This is a genomic window from Methylobacterium sp. NPDC097929, from assembly GCF_049543375.1.
In the GTDB taxonomy this organism is placed as follows: domain Bacteria; phylum Pseudomonadota; class Alphaproteobacteria; order Rhizobiales; family Beijerinckiaceae; genus Methylobacterium.
Genome location: NZ_JBMVEP010000004.1, coordinates 184,745 through 209,060 on the forward strand (window position 1 = coordinate 184,745; position 24,316 = coordinate 209,060).

The 24,316-nt window shown below is 68.5% G+C and carries 31 protein-coding genes; 15 read left to right on the forward strand and 16 right to left on the reverse strand.

The genetic code is table 11. The features are described 5' to 3' along the window. Positions 1-19: 19 nt before the first annotated feature. From ACPCJR_RS13320 to ACPCJR_RS13330, 3 genes are all read right to left on the reverse strand, one after another. Entirely contained in the window at positions 20-1,486 is a 1,467-nt protein-coding gene (locus ACPCJR_RS13320) for an HWE histidine kinase domain-containing protein (protein ID WP_391512521.1), read from the reverse strand. Positions 1,487-1,753: 267 nt separating this feature from the next. Further along, complete coding sequence (locus ACPCJR_RS13325; protein ID WP_391512522.1) at positions 1,754-3,286, reverse strand: malonate--CoA ligase; 1,533 nt, start codon at positions 3,284-3,286, stop codon at positions 1,754-1,756. A gap of 165 nt (positions 3,287-3,451) precedes the next feature. Further along, complete coding sequence (locus ACPCJR_RS13330; protein ID WP_391512523.1) at positions 3,452-3,892, reverse strand: hypothetical protein; 441 nt, start codon at positions 3,890-3,892, stop codon at positions 3,452-3,454. Positions 3,893-4,612: 720 nt separating this feature from the next. On the opposite strand from ACPCJR_RS13330, the gene ACPCJR_RS13335 reads away from it, so the two are divergent. Further along, positions 4,613-5,128 carry a GNAT family N-acetyltransferase gene (locus ACPCJR_RS13335; RefSeq protein WP_391512524.1) on the forward strand — a complete coding sequence of 172 codons (516 nt, stop codon included), beginning with the start codon at positions 4,613-4,615 and terminating at the stop codon, positions 5,126-5,128. Here ACPCJR_RS13335 and ACPCJR_RS13340 read toward each other — a convergent pair. From ACPCJR_RS13340 to ACPCJR_RS13365, 6 genes are all read right to left on the reverse strand, one after another. Beyond that, positions 5,111-6,007, reverse strand: coding sequence for an IS1 family transposase (locus ACPCJR_RS13340; RefSeq protein WP_391512525.1), 897 nt, complete (start codon positions 6,005-6,007; stop codon positions 5,111-5,113). The genes ACPCJR_RS13335 and ACPCJR_RS13340 overlap by 18 nt on opposite strands. A 54-nt stretch (positions 6,008-6,061) precedes the next feature. After that, positions 6,062-6,265, reverse strand: a complete 204-nt coding sequence (locus ACPCJR_RS13345; protein ID WP_391512526.1) for a hypothetical protein — start codon at positions 6,263-6,265, stop codon at positions 6,062-6,064. A 35-nt stretch (positions 6,266-6,300) separates the two neighbouring features. Then, a complete protein-coding gene (locus tag ACPCJR_RS13350) occupies positions 6,301-7,197 on the reverse strand; it encodes a hypothetical protein (RefSeq protein ID WP_391512527.1) in 897 nt (298 codons plus the stop codon). Positions 7,198-7,273: 76 nt separating this feature from the next. Further along, on the reverse strand, positions 7,274-7,552 hold the full coding sequence (locus ACPCJR_RS13355; protein WP_391512528.1) for a hypothetical protein: 279 nt from the start codon (positions 7,550-7,552) through the stop codon (positions 7,274-7,276). Further along, positions 7,542-7,787 (reverse strand): histone H1, encoded by a 246-nt coding sequence (locus ACPCJR_RS13360; protein ID WP_391512529.1) that lies wholly within the window; start codon positions 7,785-7,787, stop codon positions 7,542-7,544. The genes ACPCJR_RS13355 and ACPCJR_RS13360 overlap by 11 nt, the downstream gene beginning before the upstream one ends. Next, positions 7,784-8,017: a competence protein CoiA family protein gene (locus ACPCJR_RS13365; protein ID WP_391512530.1), complete on the reverse strand. Its 234-nt coding sequence runs from the start codon at positions 8,015-8,017 to the stop codon at positions 7,784-7,786. Before ACPCJR_RS13365 ends, ACPCJR_RS13360 begins: the two co-directional genes overlap by 4 nt. Before the next feature lie 206 nt (positions 8,018-8,223). Between ACPCJR_RS13365 and ACPCJR_RS13370 the strand changes: the two genes are divergently transcribed. Beyond that, positions 8,224-9,111, forward strand: coding sequence for a collagen-like protein (locus tag ACPCJR_RS13370; protein WP_391512531.1), 888 nt, complete (start codon positions 8,224-8,226; stop codon positions 9,109-9,111). On the opposite strand, the gene ACPCJR_RS13375 is transcribed toward ACPCJR_RS13370, so the two are convergent. Further along, positions 9,108-10,328 (reverse strand): TIGR03862 family flavoprotein, encoded by a 1,221-nt coding sequence (locus ACPCJR_RS13375; RefSeq protein WP_391512532.1) that lies wholly within the window; start codon positions 10,326-10,328, stop codon positions 9,108-9,110. The two genes, ACPCJR_RS13370 and ACPCJR_RS13375, sit on opposite strands and share 4 nt — an antisense overlap. Before the next feature lie 281 nt (positions 10,329-10,609). Between ACPCJR_RS13375 and ACPCJR_RS13380 the strand changes: the two genes are divergently transcribed. Together ACPCJR_RS13380 and ACPCJR_RS13385 are read left to right on the forward strand one after the other, a co-directional pair. Continuing rightward, positions 10,610-11,635, forward strand: a complete 1,026-nt coding sequence (locus tag ACPCJR_RS13380) for a TerC family protein (protein ID WP_391512533.1) — start codon at positions 10,610-10,612, stop codon at positions 11,633-11,635. 138 nt (positions 11,636-11,773) lie between these two features. After that, a complete protein-coding gene (locus ACPCJR_RS13385; protein ID WP_391512534.1) occupies positions 11,774-12,073 on the forward strand; it encodes a hypothetical protein in 300 nt (99 codons plus the stop codon). 57 nt (positions 12,074-12,130) lie between these two features. Here ACPCJR_RS13385 and ACPCJR_RS13390 read toward each other — a convergent pair whose 3' ends face one another. Further along, positions 12,131-12,709: a type 1 glutamine amidotransferase domain-containing protein gene (locus ACPCJR_RS13390; protein WP_391512535.1), complete on the reverse strand. Its 579-nt coding sequence runs from the start codon at positions 12,707-12,709 to the stop codon at positions 12,131-12,133. Positions 12,710-12,881: 172 nt separating this feature from the next. Here ACPCJR_RS13390 and ACPCJR_RS13395 point away from each other — a divergent pair, with 172 nt between their 5' ends. Continuing rightward, positions 12,882-13,103: a hypothetical protein gene (locus tag ACPCJR_RS13395; RefSeq protein WP_110350886.1), complete on the forward strand. Its 222-nt coding sequence runs from the start codon at positions 12,882-12,884 to the stop codon at positions 13,101-13,103. Positions 13,104-13,302: 199 nt separating this feature from the next. Here ACPCJR_RS13395 and ACPCJR_RS13400 read toward each other — a convergent pair whose 3' ends face one another. Continuing rightward, positions 13,303-13,692 carry a hypothetical protein gene (locus ACPCJR_RS13400; protein ID WP_110350887.1) on the reverse strand — a complete coding sequence of 130 codons (390 nt, stop codon included), beginning with the start codon at positions 13,690-13,692 and terminating at the stop codon, positions 13,303-13,305. A gap of 334 nt (positions 13,693-14,026) precedes the next feature. Between ACPCJR_RS13400 and ACPCJR_RS13405 the strand changes: the two genes are divergently transcribed. Together ACPCJR_RS13405 and ACPCJR_RS13410 are read left to right on the forward strand one after the other, a co-directional pair. After that, positions 14,027-14,236, forward strand: a complete 210-nt coding sequence (locus ACPCJR_RS13405; RefSeq protein WP_012452746.1) for a cold-shock protein — start codon at positions 14,027-14,029, stop codon at positions 14,234-14,236. 189 nt (positions 14,237-14,425) lie between these two features. Next, entirely contained in the window at positions 14,426-14,653 is a 228-nt protein-coding gene (locus ACPCJR_RS13410) for an AsnC family transcriptional regulator (RefSeq protein ID WP_391512536.1), read from the forward strand. Positions 14,654-14,685: 32 nt separating this feature from the next. Here ACPCJR_RS13410 and ACPCJR_RS13415 read toward each other — a convergent pair whose 3' ends face one another. Then, positions 14,686-15,513, reverse strand: coding sequence for an inositol monophosphatase family protein (locus ACPCJR_RS13415; RefSeq protein ID WP_391512537.1), 828 nt, complete (start codon positions 15,511-15,513; stop codon positions 14,686-14,688). A gap of 353 nt (positions 15,514-15,866) precedes the next feature. On the opposite strand from ACPCJR_RS13415, the gene ACPCJR_RS13420 reads away from it, so the two are divergent. Then, a complete protein-coding gene (locus ACPCJR_RS13420; RefSeq protein WP_391512538.1) occupies positions 15,867-16,352 on the forward strand; it encodes a DUF6101 family protein in 486 nt (161 codons plus the stop codon). 12 nt (positions 16,353-16,364) lie between these two features. Here the strand turns inward: ACPCJR_RS13420 and ACPCJR_RS13425 are convergent, their stop codons facing one another. The 3 genes from ACPCJR_RS13425 to ACPCJR_RS13435 are packed head-to-tail and all read right to left on the reverse strand — an operon-like array spanning position 16,365 to position 18,176. Next, a complete protein-coding gene (locus ACPCJR_RS13425) occupies positions 16,365-16,553 on the reverse strand; it encodes a ribosome modulation factor (protein ID WP_391512539.1) in 189 nt (62 codons plus the stop codon). Between the two features lie 43 nt (positions 16,554-16,596). Next, a complete protein-coding gene (gene ubiA, locus ACPCJR_RS13430; protein ID WP_391512540.1) occupies positions 16,597-17,547 on the reverse strand; it encodes a 4-hydroxybenzoate octaprenyltransferase in 951 nt (316 codons plus the stop codon). 35 nt (positions 17,548-17,582) lie between these two features. Next, a complete protein-coding gene (locus ACPCJR_RS13435; protein WP_391512541.1) occupies positions 17,583-18,176 on the reverse strand; it encodes a hypothetical protein in 594 nt (197 codons plus the stop codon). Between the two features lie 322 nt (positions 18,177-18,498). Between ACPCJR_RS13435 and ACPCJR_RS13440 the strand changes: the two genes are divergently transcribed. From ACPCJR_RS13440 to ACPCJR_RS13470, 7 genes are all read left to right on the forward strand, one after another. Further along, the gene (locus ACPCJR_RS13440; protein WP_391512542.1) at positions 18,499-19,251 is read left to right on the forward strand and encodes a 16S rRNA (uracil(1498)-N(3))-methyltransferase; all 753 of its coding nucleotides are present in this window, start codon (positions 18,499-18,501) and stop codon (positions 19,249-19,251) included. Positions 19,252-19,278: 27 nt separating this feature from the next. After that, positions 19,279-20,262, forward strand: coding sequence for an asparaginase (locus ACPCJR_RS13445; RefSeq protein WP_391512543.1), 984 nt, complete (start codon positions 19,279-19,281; stop codon positions 20,260-20,262). A 184-nt stretch (positions 20,263-20,446) separates the two neighbouring features. Then, positions 20,447-21,817 (forward strand): glutamate--cysteine ligase, encoded by a 1,371-nt coding sequence (locus ACPCJR_RS13450; RefSeq protein WP_391512544.1) that lies wholly within the window; start codon positions 20,447-20,449, stop codon positions 21,815-21,817. Positions 21,818-21,932: 115 nt separating this feature from the next. Continuing rightward, positions 21,933-22,346 carry a hypothetical protein gene (locus tag ACPCJR_RS13455; RefSeq protein WP_391512545.1) on the forward strand — a complete coding sequence of 138 codons (414 nt, stop codon included), beginning with the start codon at positions 21,933-21,935 and terminating at the stop codon, positions 22,344-22,346. A gap of 169 nt (positions 22,347-22,515) precedes the next feature. Further along, entirely contained in the window at positions 22,516-23,088 is a 573-nt protein-coding gene (locus ACPCJR_RS13460) for a hypothetical protein (protein ID WP_391512546.1), read from the forward strand. Between the two features lie 209 nt (positions 23,089-23,297). Further along, entirely contained in the window at positions 23,298-23,576 is a 279-nt protein-coding gene (locus tag ACPCJR_RS13465) for a sulfurtransferase TusA family protein (protein ID WP_391512547.1), read from the forward strand. Positions 23,577-23,646: 70 nt separating this feature from the next. Continuing rightward, positions 23,647-24,213, forward strand: a complete 567-nt coding sequence (locus tag ACPCJR_RS13470; protein WP_391512548.1) for an NUDIX domain-containing protein — start codon at positions 23,647-23,649, stop codon at positions 24,211-24,213. Positions 24,214-24,316 lie beyond the last annotated feature (103 nt).

The window sequence follows — 24,316 nt, forward strand, 5'->3', positions numbered from 1 at the left end:
GAGGCGCTGCAGAGAAGGATCAGCCGCACTCGCGCTCGGGCAGCGGCGCCGCGACGGTGAGGACGAGGCCGCGGGGCCTGTAGTCGATCCGCGCCGTGCCGCCGAACTCGGCGGCCAGCACCCGCTCGATCATGCGCGTGCCGAAGCCGATACGCGACGGCTTCTCGACCGGCGGCCCGTCGAGTTCCTCCCAGCGAATCAGCAGCTGGCCGGGCCGTCCAGCCTCGACCTCCCAGTTCAGGATCACCCGGCCCGACTCGTTCGACAGGCCTCCGTACTTCACGGCGTTGGTGGCCAGTTCGTGCAGGGCCATCACGACGGCCACCGTCAGGCGGGAGGTGAGGCGCACCTCCGGCCCGCCGCAGCGGATGCGGTTGCGCGGGCTGACGCGGAAGGGCTGGAGCGCGCTCTCGACCGCCTCGGCGAGGGTGACGCCGGCGGTGGATTCCGAGGTGAGGATGTCGTGCGCGTTGGCCAGGGAGTTCAGGCGCGCGTCGAGGGTCTTGCGCGCATCCTCCAGGGAGGCGGCGTTGCGCAGGGTCTGGTGGGCGATGGACTGCACGGTGGCGATGGAGTTCTTGACCCGGTGCTTCATCTCCGCGGCGAGCAGGGCGCGCTGCTCGTCGGCGCGCTTGCGCTCCGTCACGTCGAGCGAGATGCCCGCCATGGAGAGCGGCGCCCCGTCCGCCCGGTAATAGGCCCGGCCGCGCAGCTGCACCCAGCGCACCTCGTCGCCGGGCGCGGTCACCCGGTGCTCCACGTCGTAGTCGGCGCGCCGCTCGATGGCCGCCTGCATGGCCGCCCGCATGCGCTCGCGGTCCTCCGGCACCACGGCGGCCACGAGGTCGTCATAGGTGAAGGGCTCGCCCAGCGGCCGCCCGAAATTCTGCTTGCACAGATCCGAGGCGACGAGACGGCGCTCGGCGAGGTCGAGACTCCAGGCGCCGAGCCGGCCGGCGGCGAGCATGAATTCGAGGCGGTGCTCGCTGCGGGTCAGGTCGTCGTTGCGGCGCTCGACCTCCTGCTCCAGCGCATCGTGATCGCGCTGGAGCCGCACCAGCCGGTCGCGCTCCAGCGTCACGTCGAACTGCGAGGCGAAGAAGTAGGTGAGATGCCCCTCCGCGTCGAAGACCGGGGAGATCAGCAGCCGGTTCCAGAAGACCGCGCCGTCCTTCTTGTGGTTGAGCAGATCGATCTCGATCGGCACCCGCCGCTCGACCGCGTCGCGGATGCGGGCGACGTCGCGCGGGTCCGTCTCCGGCCCCTGCAGGAAGCGGCAATTGCGTCCCAGGATCTCCGGGCGCGTGTAGCCGGTCAGCCGGGTGAAGGCGTCGTTGGCGAAGACGATCGGATTGTCGGGCCGATGCGGATCGGTGACGAGCATCGGCATCCGGGTCGCCTTGACGGCCGCGGCGAAAGGGTCGGAACTCTCGGAGACACTGACCAGCTCGGCCTCGATCCGGTCATGCTCGGCACTGCTGGTCACGGTCGGACGAATCTCCGCGGTTCGAAAAAGCATACGCGGCGCGGGCCGCGGCGGCATCCGCGTCGGCAGGAGGGAGGCGCCCCGAAAAGACGGGACGGCTCATATCACCGTCCGTCGCCGGGCGGCACATCACAGGCTTGAGAGCACCGGCACGGGGCGCGACCCAGGTATTCTCTACCCTGCAGGGCCGGCAATCCTCCGAGGGCCGAACCGACTCGGCCCGCGAAACGGAACGTCGCCCGATCATCCGGCGCCGCACGGGCGAAGTCAGCCGCGATAGAGATCCGCATGCGTCTCGCGCAGACGATTCTTCTGCACCTTTCCCATGGTGTTGCGCGGCAGTTCCTGCATGAACAGCACGCGCTTGGGGCATTTGTACTTGGCGAGCCGCCCTTCAAGGGCGGCGATCACCGCCGCCTCGTCCGGCGGATGGGCGCCCGGAACCACCACCGCCGTGACGCCTTCGCCGAAATCGGCGTGCGGCAGGCCGATCACCGCGGATTCGATCACCCCCGGCAGCGCATCGATCTCGGCCTCGATCTCCTTGGGGTAGACGTTGTAGCCCCCGGTGATGATCAGGTCCTTGCCGCGGCCGACGATGTGCACGTAGCCGTCGCGGTCGATCTTGCCGAGATCACCGGTGATGAAGAACCCGTCCACCTTCAGCTCGGCGGCGGTCTTCTCCGGCATGCGCCAGTAGCCCACGAAGACGTTGGGACCCTTCACCTCGATCATCCCGACCTCCTCGGGGCCGAGCGGCGCCCCGGTCTCGGGCGCGACCACGCGCAGCGTCACCCCCGGCAGCGGAAAACCGACCGTGCCGGCCCGCCGTGCGCCCTCGTAAGGGTTCGAGGTGTTCATGTTGGTCTCGGTCATGCCGTAGCGTTCGAGGATGGCGTGGCCCGTGCGCTCCGACCATTCCCGGTGGGTCTCGGCCAGCAGCGGCGCCGAGCCCGACACGAACAGGCGCATATGGGCCGCGGCCTCGCGGGTCAGGCCCGGCTCCTTGAGCAGGCGCGTGTAGAAGGTCGGCACGCCCATCATCGCGGTCGCCCGCGGCATCACCTCGAGGATCTTCTTCGGGTCGAGCTTGGGCAGGAACAGCATCGTCCCACCCGTGGCCAGCACGATGTTGGTGGCCACGAACAGGCCGTGGGTGTGGAACACCGGCAGGGCGTGGATCAGCACGTCGCTCTCGGTGAAGTGCCAGTACTGGGCCAGCGTCAGGGCGTTCGAGGCGAGGTTGTCGTGGCTCAGCATGGCGCCCTTGGAGCGCCCGGTCGTGCCCGAGGTGTAGAGGATCGCGGCCAGGTCGTCGGGCCCGCGGGGCACGTCGGCGAAGTCGGGATCGCCCGCGTCGGCGGCCTGCGCCATGCTCCCGCGCCCGGCGGCGTCGAGGGTGCGCAACTCCGGCACGCCGGCCTCGCGGGCGACCGGGGCGAGCTCGGACTCGCGGGCGGGATCGCAGACGAACAGGGCGGGCTCGGCATCGCCGAGGAAGTAGGCGATCTCGGGTGCGGTATAGGCGGTGTTGAGCGGCAGGAAGACCGCGCCGGCCCGCGCCGCGCCGAGATAGAGGAAGATCACCTCCGGGCTCTTCTCGACCTGCACCGCGACCCGGTCACCGGGCTTCACCCCGAGGGCGCGCAGGGCGGCCGCATAGGCGCCGGAGCGGGCGATCAGGTCGGCGTAGCTGTAACGGACGCCGTCCGGCGTCTCGATGAAGGCCTTCGCGGCCGGGTCCGCCGGGAGGTGGGCCCGCACGAGGTCGAACAGGTGATTGACGGACGGGCGGGCCATCTCGGGTTCCTCCCTGGAAGTTCTTGGGTCCCGCATTGGCGCGGGCGGGCGCTCGGTTCAAGCGTGAACCGCGCCGCGCGCACGCAGGATCGCTTTCAAAGCGCGCCCGAAGTGTCTCGAAGGGCCGCCCGGCGTCGGCGAGGCGAGCGTTCCGCCCTGAACCGCTCAATCCGTCGGGATGCGCCCGACCGAGCAGAGCGTGCGCAGAGCGCCCGCGCTGTCGGTGTAGCAGCTCGCCGACCAGCCGTTCTGCTGGATGAAGGATTTGCGCCCCTCGCGCAGGGCCGTCTTATAGGCGCGCCCGAGGATCGGCCGCACGGTCGATGCGGGCTCGCCGACCACGATCTCGGCGGCGACCGTCAATTCGCGAAAATAGGCCGCGGACGGGGACGGATCGCCGGAGGCGGCCTGCACGATGGGCTGGGCGCGGCAGGTGAGGTCGAGCTTGACCCCGCTCGCGGCCCGCACCTCGATGCTCGGACCGACCCGCCGCCCGAGCTTCTTCGCCCCCGTGGCCGCGGCGACCTGGGCGGCGAGCGTGTCGCACTCGTCGGCCCGGGCGGCGGTCGAGAGAAGAAGCAGGACGGCGAGAAGCGGGACGAGCATGGCGGCGGATCGAACTCCTTCCGCTCCCGGCCGCGGACGGGCCGATCATCCGGGAGCTTCGTGAAACCCGTTTAGATCATCGTCCCGTCCCTGGCTTCCCGATTTCGATCGCGGACGGATCGGGTGTGTCGACGGGACACCGCGAAGACCTGCGGCACCTGTGGACCGCGCGGGCAAAGACGAGGCGTCACAGCCCCTTGGCCTGTGGATACGGTAGTGGGTCAGTTTGAAATTTCGGAGGGGGCGGGAGGGGTTGACGAGAGGAGTAAGTGATGGGTCTTCCGGAAAGAGCTTCCCTGCCGCCGCGCCTCCTCGCATCGCGGACGGCTTGATTAAATTGCCTGTGAGATACGTCACCTGCGCAACCGGGAGCCGTTCAGTTGGAATGGACGGCCAGCCGGATTGCGCGTACTGAGGGAACGTCGCAAGAGGCGCCCCCGTTAATCAGCACCTAACGGTCCAAGGGTATCACGGGTCGAGCTGAGTGGTGCAACCATGCACGTGCTGCAAACATTCCTATCATGGCTAAGTCGCAGCAGCGACAAGTCGGAGAAGCTTGCGTTCAAAAATCAACGCGAGGCAGCTGAGTTCGTGCGGCGCATCTACAACGAGAATGGCGCTCCAAACGCGAAGCTCAAAGAAGTGTATCGTCGCGGCCGAGAAATCCGTAACGTTAGCGATGCCTCTGATCGTGGGGCGGCGTACGCGCGCTAATATACATTGGTATTTCATATCGAGCCATACGATCGCGCGCGTCCGCGCAATTTTTTTGAGTGCGGACGCAAGCCAATCGATAATTGGTACAAAAATAATTCAAAGAAGTGCTTCGATCGCGCTGAGTATCGCGTTTTCGAAGCCATTGGCGATGCGAACGGTCGCGTAATAGGCTATTATGCTCTTCAAATTGGGAACGAGAGCATGGATGCCTTAAATACCAAGCCTACAGATTATACTAAAAATTACACCGCTTTCCCGGCGGTTCATTTAGCGTTTCTGGGTGTGCAGAAAGAATTTCAGCGCAAGGGTATTGGTACGGCGCTCTTGTCGGATGTCTTCGATAAGGTTTACAGAATTTCCCAGCTAGCAGGCATGTACGCACTTACGCTGCAATCTTATGATAAAAACTCCACGGCGTTTTACGAAAGCCTCGGCTTCGCTCGCTATTCGGAAAACGAGCACTCTCCAAAGATGCTGATGCCAATCAGAACAATCCTCGAATTAGTCGAGGGCGCCTAACCCCGTCTGCGATGCCTTCTTATAAGGCCCGCGCTTACCCGGCTTCGCGTCAAACAGTTCCACGACACGAACGATGTGGTCGATGGTCCAAAGCGTGTCCGTAACGCCCGCTTTCATGGCTGATGTCATGCGGATGCCTCGCTGTTCCTTGACGAAGTTGTAGTACATCGCGTGAAGCGCGACAGCGTGGACGTGGTTCTCGACTTTCTTTGAAAAGCCATTCGTCAGCCGCGTGAAACGGCGCATGTGCATCCGCATCGTGAGGTTCTGGCGCTCTACGAACGACGTGGAGACGTGATCCTTGTCGGGATTGCCGGTAACGGTCCGCTTCTTCACGCCCGTGCAGATCGGCGGGCTGTAGCGCCGGGTGCTATCTGCCGACTCGCCGTAGGTTTTGATGATCTGCGCGTAATCGACCTCTTTGCCGAACGCCTCATCGACGGCGGACAAATAGGCGTAATGGCCGTCTGACGTGATCTGCGGGCGCTCCAAGAGCCGGCCCCGGATGTCATGCATGAAGACGGTCGCGTACTCGGCGTCCCTGCCGCCAACCAGCCACGACAGAAGCAGCTTGGTGTCGGCGCACAGGGCCGTCCACGTCCACACGTCGCCCGCGCCTTCCGGCGCTGCTTTGGCTGTCTCGACGTTCTTTGCCTTCGCGTAGACGAAGCTCCAAATCTCATCGACCTGAATGCGCGTGCAGGGCAGCTCGCGGAAGGCTTGGTCCTGATAGATCGCGCAGGCGCGGCCGGCATCGGCAAGCAGCTTGGCGACGGTGTTCTTGCTGGCGCCCGTCACCCGAGTGATCGCGCGGATCGACATGCCTTCGCATAGGAGCAGCAGGATGCGCGCACGATCTTCGGAGGAGAGCTTGTTCATGGCCCTCCTTCAATATGACCCTTTTGCTTGTCAGTCAAGCATCAAGGGTGCTTTTCAATCCGCCGCTGCCGCCTTCACTCGCTTCTCGTACTCCTGCCGGAAGCGCTCTACGGCGATCTCGGACGGTGATTTTTTTCCTTCGTCGCGATCTAGGCTCAAATCCTTAGGCTGGTCCTGTCCATGCAAGCCAAGCTCACGCATCACTTCATCGACGAGTTGGCTTGACCGCCGAGTCTCCTCAAATTTATCCAAAATCATGCGGGAGCCCTCCTTGACATACCCGATGATATAGACTACGGGCCGGCAGAGTCAAGATATCTTGCGGCATATGAACGATTTAGTTTTTCTTCAAAGTAATGCTTCCTCTTAATCCATACAAATCCATCCCCTTCTGAAATAACTGCAACGTCTACTGGCCCGCCAACCGACTCCAAGTCTGGGGTTAATCGTTTGTGTATGTGGGATGCGGTTAGAAGTGTCTCGGCAATTGTAGCTAAGTCGCTTAGTGGGAGGAGGCTGATTGTTTGGTCAATTGGTACGGTGTATTCTTCTCGGCGGTAGCTATCCATCGCTTTTGCAAATTCTCTGAATGCATTGATAATGGATGCGTTGGCCGCGAGTGCGTACGCGTCTTTTTCTGTCTGAGAAAGCTGAGTGACTTGCGACAGGACTTCTGCCGGCATTGAAGCCATAACTCTTATTGCCTCGGCATACTGCTTCTGTCTAAAATCCGGATTAATACCCTCAATCATTGTGCGAATTACAGACGTATCTGCGAATGGGAGCACGAAAGAAGATTTGTTTCTCCCAATAATCGCATTTTGCTTTTTCCAGGATCTGACACGTCCGCAAACAACGATATCACATGTGTATTCAAGCAGACTCGGGAAAACCTCTTCTTCTCCGAAGCCGCAAAGTACCAAGCCGGAATATCCTTTCAGGCGCTCTTTTCGGGAAAAAGCTACCTGAACTAGCCGGTCGATTGAACGAGCGCACCCGCGGCTATAGGCGGGCTTAAGCACGTAATTTGTTGCAGTTGATATCTCGGTTCCATATTCTCTTGAGATGCGTCGTTCAAAATTTGCGTCGAAGCCTTCGACAAAATCTTTGGTTTCAAGTTCTGTGATTTTTGCCGCTAAGTTTAATTTGAAGTCGGATACCGTTTTCGAAGAGTCGAGAATGTCCTTCAAAAGTCGGTATACGTTGAATAATACTATTTCTTTGACTGTTTCTTGGGGAAATAAGTAGCTTGAAGACTGGATTGTGCTAAAAATGGTTTTTGTATTCCTCAAGTGTTCGAAAGGACGATTGGCCAAGTCCCTTTCTGTAGTCTTTGATGATTATTTCCCACGGAGTTCCGCCGAGAGTGGTTGTGTTGTATATCATGGCGCCGACCGGTCGCCATTTCGATAGCGTAAATATTTTATTCGCTGAGTTATATACTTTAGTTACTATCTGATCTTTGTGTAGTTGCTCGACAGTAACGGCACTATCAGCGGCAATTGCTATGCCGAGCTTGTTTGCTACTGCAATTTCAGCCGTCATCTTTGCGCCACCTTGCGGCAGCGGCTTGACGGGCAATCTGCGAGCGCTCTTCCGCCGACAGCTTGTCAGCGCGCGCCCTTCCTCCCTTTAAGCCGCCGCTTCTTGCGAATTCGGTCGCGGGAGAAACTGGGGCGGTGACTTCAGGTTGTCGAGTCGATTGTTCGACCGCCGTCGCTACATCCACGATGAACTTGGCGAGCTGGTTGGGATCGCGGGGGCGCTTGGGCGTGGTCATGCGATAGCGTCCGGGTGAAGCGACGCTGTGCCCGAGAAATTGTGCGACAGCTTGCAGCCCGTATGGGCGGCGTTGTGCCCGAAATGCGGCTTGGTGCCGACGCCCGTATAAAGGTGGACCGGCCCGCTGCAGGACGGGCAGCGCATTGGCTTTCCGAGCATGGCGCGTGCCTCCACTGGGCTGACCGCGATCCACTGATCGCCGTCCTGAACGAGGGCTTCGATAATCATGCTCTCATCATGCCACGCGCACCCGCCGCGACCAAGGGCGGGTCAACCCTCACAAATTTCAAACTGACCCACTACCGTGGATACGCTCTGTGGACGGATGTGGACGGAGCGCCGGGCTTGACCCCGGCAAATGGGCGGCGGAAACCTGCCCGCCGCCGCGCCGCGAGACGCGCGGGCCTGGGACGAAACGATCGGAAGGAACGGGAATGCCGACGACGCGCAGCCTGGGACGACGGCCGTGGCCGATCCTGATCGCGATGAGCCTCGCGCTCGCCGCGCCGGCCGCGGCCCAGCAGCCCGGGCCGGGCGAGCCCTCCGCCGCCCCGCAACGCGCAGCCCCGCAGCGCGCCGCCCGCAAGGCGCCGAGCCAGCCGGCGCAACCGATCCAGATCTGGGACGCGCGCATCGAGGGCGGGGACCTACGCATCAGCGGCAGCGTGCGCAAGAGCGGCGTGACCGTGATCCTCGACGAGGACATCTCGGTCCTGTCCGACCGGCGCGGACGCTTCGAGTTCCGGCTGCCCTACCGCCCGGCGACCTGCGTCGCGGTCATCAAGGCGGGCGAGGACGAGCGGGAGGCGGTGGTCGCCAATTGCGCGCCGGAAGGCCCGGTCGGCAAGGCGGGCGAGCCCGGACCGGCCGGCACGGCGGGATTGCAGGGACCGCCCGGCCCGGCGGGCGCGGCCGGACCGAAAGGGGAGCCGGGGGCCAAGGGTGACCAGGGGCCCAAGGGCGAACAAGGGCCTAAGGGTGAACAAGGTCCGAAGGGCGAGGCGGGCATGGCCGGACCGCCCGGCCCCGGCGGCCCCAAGGGGGAACCGGGCTCCAAGGGTGAGCCGGGCTCCAAGGGCGAGGCCGGTGCGCCGGGCGCGGCCGGACCGAAGGGCGAGGCCGCCCGGGCGAGCGCCGCGCCGTTCCGCGTCGTGCGGGCGCAATCCTGCGGGGAGAGCGGTTGCACGCTGGCCTGCGAGACGGGCGAGGTGCTGGCCTCGGCCACCTGCCTCAAGGGCGCCGGGGCGAGCCTGAGCTCGGAGCGGGAGGGCACCTGCCCCGCCGACAGCGGCGGCATGGTCGGGATCTGCGCTCGTCCCTAACGCGCGGACAGCCACGCCATCAGGCCGGCGGCTGCCGCCCGGCCGCCGGCGAAGGCCGCCTGAAGCAGGTAGCCGCCGGTCGGGGCCTCCCAATCGAGCATCTCGCCGGCGACGAAGGTGCCGGGCCGCGCCCGCAGCATGAAGCGCGCGTCGAGCGCGTCGAAGGCGACCCCACCCGCCGAGGAGATCGCCCGCGCGATCGGGGCCGGCGACGACAGCCGCAGGGGTGCCGCCTTGAGCGCCGCGGCCAGAGCCGCCGGCTCGCCCGGCGGCCTGTTGGCATGCGCCTCGCGCAGCAGTCCCGCGGCGGCGGGGCTCAGGCCGGCGGCCTTGCGCAGGCGCGTCGACAGGCTCTCGCCGGAGCGGCTGCGGGCGAGCCGGGCGGCGAGCGCGGGCACGTCGAGATCGGGGCGCAGGTCGAGGACGAGGCTCGCCGCCCCGTCGCGCTCGATCGCCTCACGGATCGGCCGCGAGAGCGCGTAGATCAGGCCGCCCTCGATGCCGTCCTTCGTCGCGACCGCCTCGCCGCGGGCGCGGTGCTCGCCGATCCGCGCGGCGACGCGCTTGAGCGGCTCGCCGGCGAAGCGTTCCGAGAAATGGCTCGACCACGCCACCGTGAAGCCGACATTGGCGGGCTTGAGCGGCGCGACCGCGACGCCCTCCGCCGTCAGGAGCGGCACCCAGGCCCCGTCCGATCCCAGGCGCGGCCAGCTCGCGCCGCCCAGCGCCAGCAGGCTCGCCCGCGGCCGGACGGCGAGCGGCCCCTCCGGCGTCTCGAAGTGGAGGCCTCCGCCGCCGAAGCCGACGAGGCGGTGCCGGGTCCGGATCGTCACACCGAGCCCGTCGAGCCGCGCGAGCCAGGCCCGCAGCAGGGGCGAGGCCTTGAAGCTCTCGGGAAAGACCCGCCCGCTCGAACCGACGAAGGTGGACTGGCCCAGATCCGCGCACCACTCCCGCAACGCCGCGGGCGGAAACGCCTCGACGGCGGCCGTGAGGCGCGGCTCGGCCGGACTATAGCGGCGCAGAAAATCCGGCAGCGGCTCGGAATGGGTGAGGTTGAGCCCGCCCCGGCCGGCGATGAGGAGCTTTCGCGCGACCGAGGGCATCCGCTCGTAGACCGTGACGGGAAGCCCCGCCCCGGCCAGCACCTCCGCCGCGGCCAACCCCGCCGGCCCGCCGCCGACGACGGCGACCGCATGCTCCCGATCCCTGCTCATGCCCCGGGGAGGCCCCGAGAGCACCCCGCTGTCAAGCGGGATGACCCAGACGAGAGGAAAGCCGTGCGGCCCTTGAATCGACGCGGCCGGCTCTCTAACTGCCTCGGATCGGCTGCGGGCCCCTCTGGCGGAACGCGCACCGTGCGTCTCACGAGGCTGCCCGCATACGGGAGCCCTCCCCCGTCCGCGCCGTCGCGGCGGCCCAAACCGTGAGAGGCCCGGAAGACGCGTCCGTGATGTCGGAGCCGATGCTCTCCTTGAGTGAAGCATCGGGGTCCCGCATGACGATGGAACTTCTCACTTACGAGTGGCTCGGCAAACCCGTCTGGATGTGGCTGGGCTTCCACGCGCTCGTGGCAGGCCTGCTCGCCTTCGATCTCGGCCTGCTCCACCGCGACAAGAACCACGAGATCGGGGTGAAGGAGAGCCTTCTCCTCACCGCCTTCTACTTCACCCTCGGCCTGCTCTACGGCGGCTGGATCTGGTGGATGCTCGGGGCCGATCCGGCCCAGGAATACGTGACCGGCCTCGTGATCGAGAAGTCGCTGTCGATGGACAACGTCTTCGTCATCGCGGTCATCCTCACCTCCCTCGGAGTGCCGCGGGCGGCCCAGCACCGGGTGCTGGTCTGGGGCATCCTCGCGGCGGTGATCCTGCGCGGCGTGATGATCGGGCTCGGCTCGATCCTCGTGCAGCAGGCCCACTGGGTGCTGTCGATCTTCGCCGTCTTCCTGATCTATGCCGGCATCAAGATGCTGGTCTCGAAGGAGGAAGACCAGCACGACATCCGCGAGAGCGCCTCGATGCGCTTCCTGAAGCGGTTCGTGCGCGTCACCGACAAGCCCGAGGGCCAAGCCTTCGTCGTGCGCCGGCCCGATCCGGAGACCGGCCGGATGGTGCGGTGGCTGACGCCGCTCGCCGTGGCGCTGGTGCTCGTCAACATCGCGGACGTGATCTTCGCCGTCGACAGCGTGCCGGCGATCTTCGCCATCACCACCGATCCGTTCATCGTTTACACGTCCAACATCTTCGCGATCCTGGGCTTGCGCGCGCTCTACTTCGCGCTCGCGGCGATGGTGGACCGCTTCGCCTACCTCAAGACGGCGCTCGCCTTCATCCTGCTCTTCATCGGCGGCAAGATCGTCGTGGCCGACACGCTGGAGCTGGTCCACCTGCCGCCGTGGGTGTCCCTGCTCGTCACCCTCGTGCTGCTCACGATCGGCGTCGTCTACAGCCTGTGGCGCACTCGTGGCGCGGTGGAGACGGAGCCCGAGAAGCCGCACCGGGAGGCCGCCCAGCGCGGCTGACCCCATCCGGATCGGGCCGCCATCCCGATCCGGCACGTCGCGCCCGGACGGGGCGAGAGCGCTTCGTTCACGATCTTGGGCAATCCTGGGGACGGGCTGGGGAACCAGCCGCGTTCCTTGCGTTTCCCGGGGCCGATCATGCGGCGTTTCCTGACCAGCGGCATCAAGGCGATCCTGGCGGTCGCCGCTCTGTCCACCGCCGCCCACTGGGCGATGCGCCTCCAGCGGGAGCCGGCGGCGCCCGCCCTGCCGGTGGCCGCCCTCCCCGATCCCGTCACGACCGGCTCGATCGCCCCGCGCAAGGTCGAGCGCGCGGCCGACGCGTCGGTCATGCCCGCCAGCCTCGGGGCCGGCCTCGACCAGCAGCATTTGGCCAAGCTGATGGCGGGCGCGTCCACGGACCGGCCGAAAGTCCAGAAAGCCGTCGCCAAGCGCTGAGCCGACGAAAAGGCCGCCGGGCGGCAGCCCGACGGCCTCCGACGTTCGGACGGTGCGTCAGGCGGCCAGCCGGCGCGGCTCGTGGCGGCCTTCGCGGATCTCCTCGACGATCTTGGCGCAGAAGGCGTCGAGATCGCCGGGGTTGCGGCTCGTGACGATGCCGCCGTCGGTGACGACCTCCTTGTCCTGCCAGTGGCCGCCCGCGTTGATCACGTCGGTCTTGATCGAGGAGAACGATGTCAGCGTCCGGCCCTTGACCGCACCCGCCTCGATCAGCAGCCAGGGCGCGTGGCAGATCGCGGCCACGACCTTGCCGGAGGTGAGGAAGCTGCGGATCACCTCCAGCGCCTTGGGCTCGCCCCGCAGCTTGTCCGGGTTGATCTGCCCGCCCGGCAGCACCAGCGCGTCGTAGGCGTCCGGGTTCACGCTCTCGACATCGAGGTCGACCGCGACCTCCTTGCCCCAGTCGGTCTTGTCCCAGCCGCGGATCGTGCCCTTGGACTGGCGCGATTGCGGGCTCGCGACCGTCACGGTCGCGCCGGCCTGCGCGAGTTTGGCCTGCGGCACGGTCAGCTCGCTCTCCTCGAAGCCGTCGGTGGCCAGGATGAGGATCTTGGCGTCGCGGATGTCGGGCATGGCGTCTCTCTGGATCGAGTGAGGGATTTGCCGGGCCAACAGGTCGCCCCGCAGGCGGTTCCGGCGCCGGACACCCGGCCGCACCCGGGCGGAGCGAGACGAAGAGAGAACGGAACCGCACCGGCAGGCATGTGTTGGACGCCCATCCCCGACACCAGAATGGAGGCGGCCCATGGCCAATCCCGGCGTCCCGACACCCGATCCGACCCCCGGCGGCAACATCCCCGGCGACCTTCCCCCACCGCCGCAGCCGGACGACATGCCAGATATCGGCCCGACCGGTCCGCGCACGCCCTATCCGGTGGATGACCCGGGGATCGACGAGCCCAAGGGTCCCGGCTCCGAGCCCGATTATCTGCCCGGCGGCCCGACGGATCCCGGCATCCGGCTCTGAACCCTCGTTGCGAGGACCGGCCTCCGGCGCCGTCAGACCAAGCGCCGGAGGCCGACGCCTTCCTGCCGGCCCGGAAGACCTTGCACTCTCCGGGCCGGTAGAATTGATCGACATTACATTTCAGTCCGCCGTGCCCAAGCGCCGCCGCGGCAGGCCGGAGGCCTGAGAGCCCGAGCGAGGCGGCGCGTGGGGCGCAGCCTCAATGCCCGCCGTGGGAGGCGCGGACATCCCGCGGCGCGGCCAGGATCTCGCTGAGGCTGGTGGCCACGTGGCGGGCCTCCTCGTCGGTGAGGCGCAGCTGGAACGGCGGCAGCGCGCCGGCCTGCAGGGCCACCACGGCCTGCCCCTGCTCGTCGGTGCCCACCTCGATCGCCGAGGAGGTCACGTCGAGCATGGCGATCTCCTCGTCGCCCGTCTCGTCGGGCAGGTCGGCCTCGCCGTCGTCGTCGATGGCGGTGAGGAGCTGGCCCACGGCGCGCACCAGGGCGCGGGCGGCGCGGGCGTCCATGACCACCGCCGTCGATTGGTCGTCCTTCTGGAAGGAGAGCTGGATGTTCGCGCCTTCGAGGGAAACCGAGATGCCCGCCATGAACTGCCTGACTGCACTGCCTGAGGGCGGTGCGTAACCGCCTGGATTGACGGTCATATATGCACCGGCTCGAGGCTTTGTCACAGGGTGGCCGAAGCGTCGCGCGCGGGCGGCCGCGCCGCCCCTGCGGCCTTCCCGCCCGCTCCCGCCGGCTCGTCCTGCCTTGTTAAGGCCGCACGGCCGGCCTACATGTAGTCCTGACGGGCACGGCAAGGCGGTCGATTCCGCTGCCACCCTCATGTGACCCGTCATCCCGCAAAATCGGCGGACGAGACCATGTGCTCGCTTCGAGCAGATGCTTGCGCTTGGCTCGTGAGATACGAAGGAACTATTCGTGGATACTGGGACTGTTAAGTGGTTCAACGAGACCAAGGGCTACGGCTTCATCCAGCCGGATAACGGCGGCAAGGACGTGTTCGTCCACATCTCCGCCGTCGAGCGGGCCGGCCTGCGCAACCTCGTCGAGGGCCAGAAGATCTCCTACGAGGTTCTGACGGACAAGCGCAGCGGCAAGGATGCCGCCGGAAACCTCCAGGCGGTCTGATCCCGCAAAGGGGCCGGTGACAGACCGGCCCAACCGCGTAGCCTGACACATCAAGCGGCACCCACCGACCCAGGATCCAGCCCGGATCCGGCGGCGGGCGCCGCCGCCGATCGAGCATCACAACAACCAGAAACGACGCCGGCCACGCCACGGATGGCGCGGGATTCGGTGAAGAGAGAAGAAAAGACAATGCATTTCGAGTTCCGGCGCCATGTCGGCGCCATTTCACCCGTCACCAATGCGGTGACCTTCCGGGTGGACCGCTTGGTCGAAACGCCGACGCGCAACGCGTCCGCCGACCTCAGCCACCTCATCGACTCTTCCTACGAGTACCACTCGCCGCGCGAGCTGCGCTGGCACCTCGCCGACCGGCTGGGCCTCGCCCCCGCCGCGGTTCGACTGAAGGAAGCGGCCTGAAAGCCTGAACCCCGCGCCCTCGGGAGCGGGGTCTACCGCCCGGCCAGGGCCGCCAAGGCGGCCTCGCGCAGGGAGAGCGGCGCAACGATGAGTTCGCCGTGACGCGGCTCCGGTCGGTTGTAGGCCACCGGAGTCCCATCGAGATTGCAGACGGCGCCCCCCGCCTCGCGCACGATCAGGTCGGCGCCGGCAAGGTCCCAGTCCCGCGAATCCTTCGAAACGAGACCGAGGTCGATCCGTCCCTCGGCCACCCGCGCGAGCCGCAGGGCGAGCGAGGGAATCCGCTCGATCACCGTGACCGAGGGCCGCGCGCCCCCGGCCCCGCGCGCCGCGCCGTCCAGCAGACGGTCCTGAAGCGGCTTGGGGCCGGTGACCCGCGCACCCTCCAGCCCAGCCAGCGTCGAGACGCGGATCGGCGCGCCGTTGAGCGTGGCCCCCGCTCCCGCCGCAGCCTCGTAGAAATCCCCGAGCGCCGGAGCGAAGACCGATCCGAGCACCGGCTCGCCCCCCGACAGGAGCGCCACCGCGATGGACCAGTCCGGATGCCCGGACAGGAAGGCGCGGGTGCCGTCGATGGGGTCGACGATCCAGACGAGGTCGTGGCCGAGCCGCACGGGATCGTCGCTGGTCTCCTCCGAGAGCCATGCCGCCCGCGGCTCGATCTGCGACAGGCGGACCTTGAGGAAGGCGTCCACGGTGACGTCGGCCTCCGTGACCGGCGACCCGCCCGCCTTCGACCAGACTTTCGCGCTCGTGTGCCCGCCCTCTTGGAAGTAGGGCAGCGCCAGGGCCGCCGCCGCCTGCATCGCCTCGCGCAGATCCGGCCGCAGCGCCTCGAGAGAGGGTGTCGTCTGAGTCATGAGAGCCGCTTGGAGCCGCCGTGCGAAGCCGACCACGTTCCGCTTCAACGGCATCGGCGCGGTTCCGTTCTAAAGCATCCCTCGAAAATGTGGCCATCGGTTTTCGGGACCGTGCGATGCAGGCCGCGCCGCCATGCCCTCATGTGCCCGCGCTACGGCCTCCTGCTCCGGCCCCGTTTGCGCGCATTTGTGCCGATCGCGGCAAGGGTCCGTTGAGCATTCCGCAGGCTTCGGCTCGATCCACGAACGCTTAACTGTCACTTTTAAGGCAGCTTGGGGAGGACGAACGGCACTGTGCTTGTCAGATCAGCGCGTCCGACAGAGACCGCGGCCAGGGATAGGGCGTCGCACCGATGATGACTTTCGAGATCCTGAATCAGAACTCTCGCCCCGGCTCCGAAGACGGCACCCTCGTGAGCACCCTTCAGGTGCCCGCCACCCCGCTGCTCGTGCTCGGTGCCCCCGTCGGCGTCGCCCTCGCCTTTGCCGACGAGGCCGCCGATGCCTGCGGGGAGGACCGCTTCGCGCTCCTGCTCGTCGATGCCGAGGGCGAGGTGGCGATGCGGCTCGGGCCGTTCGCGGAGGAGGATGTCGTGGCCGTGTGGCGCGATGTCTCGGCCAAGGGCGGCCTCGCCCGGATGCTGCTGCGCGAGGACGGCTCCATCGTCCCGGTCTCGCAGCAGCTCGGGCCGGTCGTGCTCGGCAAGGGCCGCCAGCGCCGCCGCCACGCCGCACTCAGCGGCCGCCGCCCGCGCTTCCTCGTGCGGCGCAAGACCGCCCGTCTCCCGGCCCGGCCCTGCATCCACCGGGGCGAGAGCGAGATCATTTCCCGGGGCTGAGACGCGAGTGTCTCAGCCGGCATCCAGCCGCTGATCCGGCGCGCGGTCGGCCGGAGAGCCGTCGTAGCCCTCGAGCCAGCCCGTGCGCTCGGGCGTGTCCCGCGGATAGGGGCAGGCGTCGCGCGGACGCCCCTGAGCCCGGGCGCGGGCGCCCTCGGCGATGGTGTCGTCGGGTTGTCGGTGCGGATCTGTCTCGCTCATGCCGCCCGATATGGCGCGGGCCGCGGGCCCGGCCACCGGGGCATCAGCGCCACGCCTGCCAGAGCGCGTCGGCCGCCAGCCCCGCGAACAGGATCAGCCCGGCATCGCGGTTCGAGCGGAACAACGTCAGGGCGCGCGCGCCGTCGCGCTCGGAGAGCAGGACGACCTGACGGGCGAGGTGGGCGGCGAACAGCGCGAGGCCGAGCCAGCCGAGAGGGCCGGCGCCGGCCCCGATCAGCGCCGGCACGAACAGGGCGACGGTGCCTGCGTAGCAGAGCCCCACCGCGAGCCGCAGGCGCGCGCCGAACAACCGGGCCGAGGAGTGGATGCCGACGATCTCGTCGTCCTCGATGTCCTGCACCGCGTAGATCGTGTCGTAGCCGACGATCCAGCAGATCGTGCCCGCGTAGAGCCACAGGGCCGGCGGGTCGAGGCGGCCGAACACGGCGACCCAACCCATCAGTGCCCCCCAGGCGAAGGCGAGGCCGAGCACCGCCTGGGGCATCGGCATCACCCGCTTCATGAACGGGTAGATCGCCACCGGCGCCAGCGAGAGCATGCCGACGAGGATCGCGGTCGTGTTGAACTGAAGCAGCACGGCGAGGCCGACGAGCGCCTGCGCCACAAGGAAGGTAGCGGCGCCCTTCGTCATCACCTGCCCCGAGGGCAGCGGGCGCGAGCGGGTGCGCTCGACCTGCGCGTCGAGCTTGCGGTCGGCGATGTCGTTGTAAGTCGAGCCGGCGCCCCGCATCGCCACCGCGCCGACGAGGAACAGGGCGAGGTGGACGGGATCGGGGCCCGGGCGCCCGGCGGCGGTCGCGGCGAGCGCCGCCGACCACCAGCACGGCAGCAGCAGCAGCCACCAGCCGACCGGCCGCTCGATCCGGGCGAGCCGGAGATAGGGCCGTGCCGCGGCCGGCGCGAGCCGGTCGGCCCAGTGGCCGGCGACCGCGTCGGCGACGCGGCCGGAGCCGGGCTCGGACGGAGAAGGCAATGGGGATGCGGTTTCGCCGGGTCGGAGCGCGCCGTTTAGAGCGCGCCCTGCGGCATGCGGAAGGCGCCGGACAGGCCGGGACCGCCGAGCAGACCGCCGCCCCCGCCGCCGTTCTGCGCCTGGGCCTTGGCCTGGGCTTCCATCTTCGAGGCCTGGGCGGCGATGCCGCAGACCTTGGTGCGGATCGCCCCGACCTTGTTGTGGTCGGCCTTGAAGCCTTCCGCGAACGAATCGGGGATCGAGCACCATTCCTTGTTGGCGGTGATCCACTTGATGCCGGTCGCGCCGTTGGCCTGGAGCTGGCCGAACAGGGAACAGGCCTCCTGCGGCGTCATCTTCTTCTTGGAGTTCGAGGCCGAGTTCGCCTTGGCCACGAGATTCTTGCGCTCGATCAGCGTCTTCTGGATCGAGCCGCAATCGGTACCCGCCTGCTGCGGCACGGACTGAGCCGGAGCCGCCGGCGCCATGGGGGCGGGAATGCTCATCGGCGCGCCCGCCGAGGGGGCGGGCTCGGCCGGCGTATCCATCGACGGCAGCGGCATGCCGCTCATGCCCTGGCCGAGCGCGGGCCCGGCCAGAAGGGCGAGGCCGGCGAAAGCGGCGGCGACGGTCTTCGACGATGCAGACATCCAGGCAGACATTCGGCCGGTCCTTCTCCCCGCGTGCCGCGACGGGTGTAGCCCCCGATCCCGCAGCGCCCGCCCGGCCTCGGCCCGAACGCTGCTGCGCCGCGGGCCCCGGCGAGGGGCTTGAACGTGTTTCGATGCGGAAGCTTGTTGCGCATGGGAATGTGGCGCCAATGGTGCCGCGCGGCTTCCGCCGGCCACGACGGTGGGAAATCGTTCGAAACGCGACCGACGTGACATTTCTGCACCACATCCCGCCGGGTTCGGCGCCGATTGACAGGCCGGGGCGGCCACGCGACGAGACCGGCCTTCGCTGCGAGAGACCATGGCTGCCTACGACTTCACCGCCCCGCGCCTCTTCGTCGAAGCGGATCTGGCGGAGGGGCGCGTCCTGCCGCTGGAGCGGGCGCAGGCGAACTACCTGCTCACCGTGCTGCGCCGCGCGGAGGGCGAGCCCGTGCTGCTCTTCAACGGCCGCGACGGCGAGTGGCGGGCCGAGATCGTGCCGCAGGGCCGCAAGAGCGCCGATCTGCGCGTGGTCGCGCAAACCCGCCCGCAGCCGGCGCGGCCCGATCTGCACTACCTGTTCGCGCCCCTGAAGACCGGCCGGCTCGACTACATGGCCCAGAAGGCGGTGGAGATGGGCGCGGGCCGGCTCCAGCCGGTCTTCACCCGCTTCACGCAAGGGGAGCGGATCAAGCGCGACCGGCTGCAGGCCAACACGATCGAGGCGGCCGAGCAGTGCGGCATTCTCGCCGTGCCCGAAGTCGGCGAGCCGGCCCGGCTTCCCGCCTGCCTCGACGCGCTGGAGGCTGACCGCCTCCTCGTCTTCTGCGACGAGGACGCGGCTGTGCGCGATCCCGTGGCAGCCCTGCGCGGGGCCGCCGACCCAGATCGAGTACCGCCGCTGGCGGTCCTGGTCGGCCCCGAGGGTGGGTTCCACGAGGAGGAGCGCGCGCTGATCGCCGCCCGCCCCAACACGGTGGCACTCTCGCTGGGTCCGCGCATCCTGCGGGCGGATACGGCCGCCGTGGCCGTGCTGGCGCTGGTGCAGGCGGTGCTGGGTGACGCGCGGTGAGCGCGGGTCCGAAGGATGTCTGAAGAGATGAACCTCCCCCGCCTCCTGCTGCTGTCCCTCGGCGGGACGATCACCATGACCCGCAGCAGCGGGGGCGGCATCGTGCCGACGCTCACGGCGTCCGACCTCGCGGCCACGGTGCCGGGGCTCGACGCGGTGGCGGCCATCGAGACGTTGTCTCCCTTACGCCGGCCGAGCGCGGGGCTGAGCCTCGATGATCTGATCGGGGTGGCGCGCACGCTGACCGAACGCCTCGCGGGCGATCTCGACGGTGCGGTGGTGATCCAGGGCACCGACACGATCGAGGAGACCGCCTTCGTGCTCGATCGCCTCGTGGCGAGCGACAAGCCGGTCGTCGTCACGGGGGCGATGCGCGGGCCGGAGAGCGCCGGGGCCGACGGTCCCGCCAACCTGCTGGCCGCGGCGATCGTCGCGGGGAGCCGGGCGGCGCGAGGCCTCGGCACGCTCGCCGTCCTCAACGACGAGATCCACGCCGCCCGCCTCGTCCAGAAGGCGCACACCGCCCTGCCCTCCGCCTTCCGCTCGCCGCTGGCCGGCCCGCTCGGCCTCGTGATCGAGGGCGAGGCCCGGATCTTCTTGCGCGCCCCCCGCGCTCCCCTCGTCACGGGGCGCCTGTCGGAAGAAGCGGCGCCGGTCGCTCTCCTGAAGATCGGGCTCGGTGACGACGGACGGCTGCTCGCGGCCCTGCCGGGGCTTGGCTTCGCCGGCGCGGTGATCGAGGGGATGGGCGCGGGCCACGTGCCGGAGGCGCTGGCGCAGACCGTCTCAGGCTTGGTCGAGCGGATGCCGGTGGTCCTCGCCAGCCGCGCCCAGAGCGGACCTGTGTTCTGCCGCACATACGGGTATCCGGGCGGGGAGATCGACCTCCTGCGCCGCGGCGCCCTCTCGGCCGGCTCGCTGTCGGGGCTGAAAGCGCGGCTGCTGCTCCAGCTTCTGCTGCGCGCGGGCCTCGCGCCAAGCGCGTACGGAGCCTTCTTCTCGGATCCGTGAGGCCCGCACGATGATCGTGCACAAGGCGGATTCATGTCAGCCATGCGCGGCGCGGGCGCGTTGTTCACCCTTGCTGCGTCCTCTAAGGACACGACATCCGGTGAGGCCGCCACCGGCCCGTCCGGTGGCGGACGACCGGCGCGCCCGCTGACTTCTTCGACCGACGTCACCTTCGAGGCAGCGCATGGCGCGCGATACGTCCGACACGACCCCGCTCACCACGCGTGACGAACTCATCGCGTGGTTCGCCGCGGGGGAGAAGCCGCGCGAGCGCTTCGCCATCGGCACCGAGCACGAGAAGATCCCGTTCTACACGGCCGACCACGCGCCCGTGCCCTACGAGGGCGAGCGCGGCATCCGGGCGCTGCTGGAGAACCTCGCGCGCGAGACCGGCTGGGAGCCCATCCTCGACGCGGGCAACATCATCGGTCTCGCGGGCCATGAGGGCGGCGGCGCCATCTCGATCGAGCCCGGCGGACAGTTCGAACTCTCCGGGGCGCCGCTGGCCGACATCCACGCCACCGTGGCCGAACTCGACGAGCACCTCGCCGCCTCCAAGCGCGCCGCGGCGCCGCTCGGCATCGGCTTCCTCGACCTCGGCATGAGTCCGAAATGGACCCGCGAGGCCACGCCGCAGATGCCCAAGAGCCGCTACCGCATCATGCGCGGCTACATGCCGAAGGTGGGCAAGCTCGGCCTCGACATGATGCTGCGGACGGCGACCGTGCAGGTGAACGTCGATTTCGCCTCCGAGGCGGACATGGTGCGCAAGATGCGCGTCAGCCTCGCGCTCCAGCCCATCGCCACCGCGCTCTTTGCCAACTCCCCCTTCACCGACGGGCGCCCCAACGGCTTCCTGTCGCGCCGCTCCGAGATCTGGCGCGATACCGATCCCGACCGCACCGGCATGCTGGCCTTCGCCTTCGAGGAGGGCTTCGGCTACGAGGCCTACGCCGACTGGCTGCTCGACGTGCCGATGTACTTCGTCAAGCGCGGCGAGACCTATCACGACGTTTCCGGCGCCTCCTTCCGCGACCTGATGGAGGGCCGCCTCGCGCAGCTGCCGGGCGAGCGGGCCACCGTTTCCGATTGGGCCAACCACGCCTCGACCGTCTTTCCGGAAGTGCGGCTCAAGCGCTTCCTGGAGATGCGCGGCGCCGATGTGGGCGGGCGGGCGATGATCGCGGCGCAATCGGCCTTCTGGGTCGGGCTGCTCTACGACGAGACCGCCCTGTCGGCCGCCTGGGACCTCGTGCGCCGCTGGTCCGCCAGCGAGCGGGAATCGATCCGCGCCGCCGTGCCCCGTCTCGGGCTCCACACCAGCATCGGCGGGCGCTGCCTCGGCGCGGTGGCGGCGGAAGCCCTCTCGATCGCCCGCTCCGGCCTCCAGGCGCGGGCCCGCCGCGACGGAAGCGGGCGCGACGAGGCGGTCTACCTCCAGCCGCTGGAGGCGATCATCGCCGCCGGCCGCAGCCAGGCCGAGGAGCGGCTGGCCGATTACGAGGGGCCGTGGGAGAAATCCGTCGAGCCGGCCTTCACGGCCTGCACCTTCTGATCCTTCGCGACAGCCGGAGCAGATTCTTCCGCCGGGCAAGCGGGGCCGGTGGAACGCGTTCGGCGCCTCGTTGTTCCTGCGTGTGTTCCTTGATGATGTTGAGGAGTCCGCAGCCATGTCCCGTATCACGACCCTGGCGCTCGCCGGCCTCGCCGCGACCGGTCTGACCATCGCGGCCGTTCCCTCCGCCGATGCGGCGCCCCTGCCGGCTCTGAGCGCCGCCCAGGTCGGCGGCGCCCACACCACCGTCGATACCGTCGGCTGGCGCCGGGGCTATTACGGCGGCTATTACGGCCCCCGTTACGGCTACGGATACCGCCGCCGCAACGCCGCAGGCGCCCTGTTCGCGGGTGCGGCGCTGGGCCTGATCGGCGGTGCCATCGCGGCGAGCGCGGCGCCCCGCTACTACGGCGGATACGGCTACTACGATTACGGCTACGCCCGCCCGGTCGGCTATTACGGCTACGGCTACCCCGCCTATGGCGGTTATGGTGGCTATGGCGGCGGGTACTACCCCTACGGCTGGTAAGCGCGCCCCGCCCGCGAGAATCCCGTCGCCGCCCGAGGATCGTCGCGAACGCGTCGGTCCGCGGAGGCGGAGGCGGGCGACCGAGGCACGCCGGGAAGCCCGAGCCGGCGTTGATCGGTGACGATCGCGGTTGCAGGATGGATGTCCCGCGCCTCTCACGCGAGTCATCATGGCTTCCGCCGGCCCCATTTTCGCCGATCCGCTGACCGCGCGGATCGCCGCCTTTCTGGCCGGGATCGGCATCCCCGTCGAGGCGGCCGACCTCCCGGGGCGCTGCTTCGTACCGGGCATCCGCATCGAGCGCGGGCGGCTCCTCGTCGACGAGGCGCGCATGACCTATCCAGGCGACCTCCTGCACGAGGCCGGGCACATCGCCGTGATGACGCCGGCGGTGCGGGCCCGCCGCAGCCTCGACATCAGCCAGAACCTCGGCGACGAGATCGCTGCCATCGCGTGGTCCTGGGCGGCGCTGACCCATCTGAGTCTCGACCCCACGGTCGTGTTCCACCCCGGCGGCTATCGCGGCAGTTCGGCATGGTTCACCGAGCTGTTCGGGTCGGGCCACGCGCCCGGGCTGCCGCTGCTGCAATGGATGGGGCTGACCTACGATCCGCCGACGGCGCAGGCGCGGGGCGCCCTGCCGTTCCCGCACATGCAGCGCTGGCTGCGCGAGGCGCCCGAACCGGCACCGGCCGGGCCATCGCTCGAAGGGTTTCGAGCGGTCGGTGTGACCGCAGCATGATTTCGGACGGTAGGTCGATCACCGGCCCGCACCGGTTCAGATCGTCCGACGCCGAATAGCGGTCCAGGGGCGCCCGGCCCGACATCGAACGCCCCGTCGCGCGCAGGCGCCCGACGAAGCCGAGAAGCGCAAGGTCGGAATCCCGTCCCTTCAAACGCGCGCCCTGCATCGCCGCCGACGGGGCTTTTTCATGCTATGGCGCCGGGGCGATGCCCGAGATCCCGCCCGAGACCCCGGATGCCGGCACGGTCGAACTCGACCTCAGCGGCCTGAAATGCCCCCTGCCGGCCCTGCGGACCCGCAAGGCCCTGCGCGGGCTGGCGCCCGGCGCGCGGCTTGCCGTGACCTGCACCGATCCGCTCGCCGGCATCGACATTCCCAACGTGGTCCGCGAGGAAGGCGCCGCGCTGGACGCGCAGGAGCGGCACGGCCCCGTCTCGCGCTTCCTGATCCGTCCCATCGCCCGGACGGATCGCAGCCCTAGCTAGGGCTGGCCTCGACGCCATTCCGCCGCGCCCCGGGTCTCGATCCGGAAGCGCGCCTCAGCCCGGAGACGCCATGCCCCCCGAGATTCGCGGCACCCGCACCATCCACGATGGCTGGGCGAGTTTCCTCGTCGCCGAGGTGACGACGCCGGACGGCGCCGAGGTCGCCCGCGAGATCGAGGATCACGGCGAGGCCGTCTGCGTTCTGCCCTACGATCCCGAGCGCCGGGTCGCCGTGCTGATCCGCCAGTTCCGCGCGCCGCCCTTCTTCACCGCCGGCGTGGCGGAGTTGATGGAGGCGCCCGCCGGCCTGCTCGACGAGGCCGACCCGGAGGCCGGCGTGCGCCGGGAGGCCTACGAGGAGACGGGCCTGCGCCTGTCGCACCTGGAGCCTCTCTCCACGGTCTGGAGCATGCCCGGCATCTCCACCGAGCGGATGCACCTCTATCTCGCCCCCTACGGGGAGGCCGACCGCGAGGGACCCGGCGGCGGACTAGCCGAGGAGAACGAGGCGATCACCGTGGTCGAGATGCCGCTCGCCGAACTCGCCGCGATGAGCGAGGCCGGCGAGATCACCGACATGAAGACGCTGGCGCTGATCCTCGGCCTGCGCCTGCGCCGGCCCGACCTTTTTGCCTGAGGCCGGCCCGGCCCGACGCCCGGCTTGCGGGCGGGCGGGGTCGGTCTATCATCACGCGTCGAGCGGATCGGAGCGCGATCCGAAAAATGGCTCCGCCGCGCGG

Bases quoted from the DNA above. Each gene is read 5' to 3' on its own strand.
- ACPCJR_RS13415 (WP_391512537.1), bottom strand. From the start codon at position 15,513: ATGACTCAGACGACACCCTCTCTCGAGGCGCTGCGGCCGGATCTGCGC.
- ACPCJR_RS13330 (WP_391512523.1), bottom strand. From the start codon at position 3,892: ATGCTCGTCCCGCTTCTCGCCGTCCTGCTTCTTCTCTCGACCGCCGCC.
- ACPCJR_RS13370 (WP_391512531.1), top strand. From the start codon at position 8,224: ATGCCGACGACGCGCAGCCTGGGACGACGGCCGTGGCCGATCCTGATC.
- ACPCJR_RS13450 (WP_391512544.1), top strand. From the start codon at position 20,447: ATGGCGCGCGATACGTCCGACACGACCCCGCTCACCACGCGTGACGAA.
- ACPCJR_RS13455 (WP_391512545.1), top strand. From the start codon at position 21,933: ATGTCCCGTATCACGACCCTGGCGCTCGCCGGCCTCGCCGCGACCGGT.
- ACPCJR_RS13395 (WP_110350886.1), top strand. From the start codon at position 12,882: ATGGCCAATCCCGGCGTCCCGACACCCGATCCGACCCCCGGCGGCAAC.
- ACPCJR_RS13380 (WP_391512533.1), top strand. From the start codon at position 10,610: ATGACGATGGAACTTCTCACTTACGAGTGGCTCGGCAAACCCGTCTGG.
- ACPCJR_RS13435 (WP_391512541.1), bottom strand. From the start codon at position 18,176: ATGTCTGCATCGTCGAAGACCGTCGCCGCCGCTTTCGCCGGCCTCGCC.
- ACPCJR_RS13345 (WP_391512526.1), bottom strand. From the start codon at position 6,265: ATGATTTTGGATAAATTTGAGGAGACTCGGCGGTCAAGCCAACTCGTC.
- ACPCJR_RS13385 (WP_391512534.1), top strand. From the start codon at position 11,774: ATGCGGCGTTTCCTGACCAGCGGCATCAAGGCGATCCTGGCGGTCGCC.
- ACPCJR_RS13470 (WP_391512548.1), top strand. From the start codon at position 23,647: ATGCCCCCCGAGATTCGCGGCACCCGCACCATCCACGATGGCTGGGCG.
- ACPCJR_RS13375 (WP_391512532.1), bottom strand. From the start codon at position 10,328: ATGAGCAGGGATCGGGAGCATGCGGTCGCCGTCGTCGGCGGCGGGCCG.
- ACPCJR_RS13360 (WP_391512529.1), bottom strand. From the start codon at position 7,787: ATGACCACGCCCAAGCGCCCCCGCGATCCCAACCAGCTCGCCAAGTTC.
- ACPCJR_RS13410 (WP_391512536.1), top strand. From the start codon at position 14,426: ATGCATTTCGAGTTCCGGCGCCATGTCGGCGCCATTTCACCCGTCACC.
- ACPCJR_RS13390 (WP_391512535.1), bottom strand. From the start codon at position 12,709: ATGCCCGACATCCGCGACGCCAAGATCCTCATCCTGGCCACCGACGGC.
- ACPCJR_RS13340 (WP_391512525.1), bottom strand. From the start codon at position 6,007: ATGAACAAGCTCTCCTCCGAAGATCGTGCGCGCATCCTGCTGCTCCTA.
- ACPCJR_RS13460 (WP_391512546.1), top strand. From the start codon at position 22,516: ATGGCTTCCGCCGGCCCCATTTTCGCCGATCCGCTGACCGCGCGGATC.
- ACPCJR_RS13465 (WP_391512547.1), top strand. From the start codon at position 23,298: ATGCCCGAGATCCCGCCCGAGACCCCGGATGCCGGCACGGTCGAACTC.
- ACPCJR_RS13445 (WP_391512543.1), top strand. From the start codon at position 19,279: ATGAACCTCCCCCGCCTCCTGCTGCTGTCCCTCGGCGGGACGATCACC.
- ACPCJR_RS13440 (WP_391512542.1), top strand. From the start codon at position 18,499: ATGGCTGCCTACGACTTCACCGCCCCGCGCCTCTTCGTCGAAGCGGAT.
- ACPCJR_RS13400 (WP_110350887.1), bottom strand. From the start codon at position 13,692: ATGGCGGGCATCTCGGTTTCCCTCGAAGGCGCGAACATCCAGCTCTCC.
- ACPCJR_RS13325 (WP_391512522.1), bottom strand. From the start codon at position 3,286: ATGGCCCGCCCGTCCGTCAATCACCTGTTCGACCTCGTGCGGGCCCAC.
- ACPCJR_RS13355 (WP_391512528.1), bottom strand. From the start codon at position 7,552: ATGACGGCTGAAATTGCAGTAGCAAACAAGCTCGGCATAGCAATTGCC.
- ACPCJR_RS13420 (WP_391512538.1), top strand. From the start codon at position 15,867: ATGATGACTTTCGAGATCCTGAATCAGAACTCTCGCCCCGGCTCCGAA.
- ACPCJR_RS13365 (WP_391512530.1), bottom strand. From the start codon at position 8,017: ATGATTATCGAAGCCCTCGTTCAGGACGGCGATCAGTGGATCGCGGTC.
- ACPCJR_RS13425 (WP_391512539.1), bottom strand. From the start codon at position 16,553: ATGAGCGAGACAGATCCGCACCGACAACCCGACGACACCATCGCCGAG.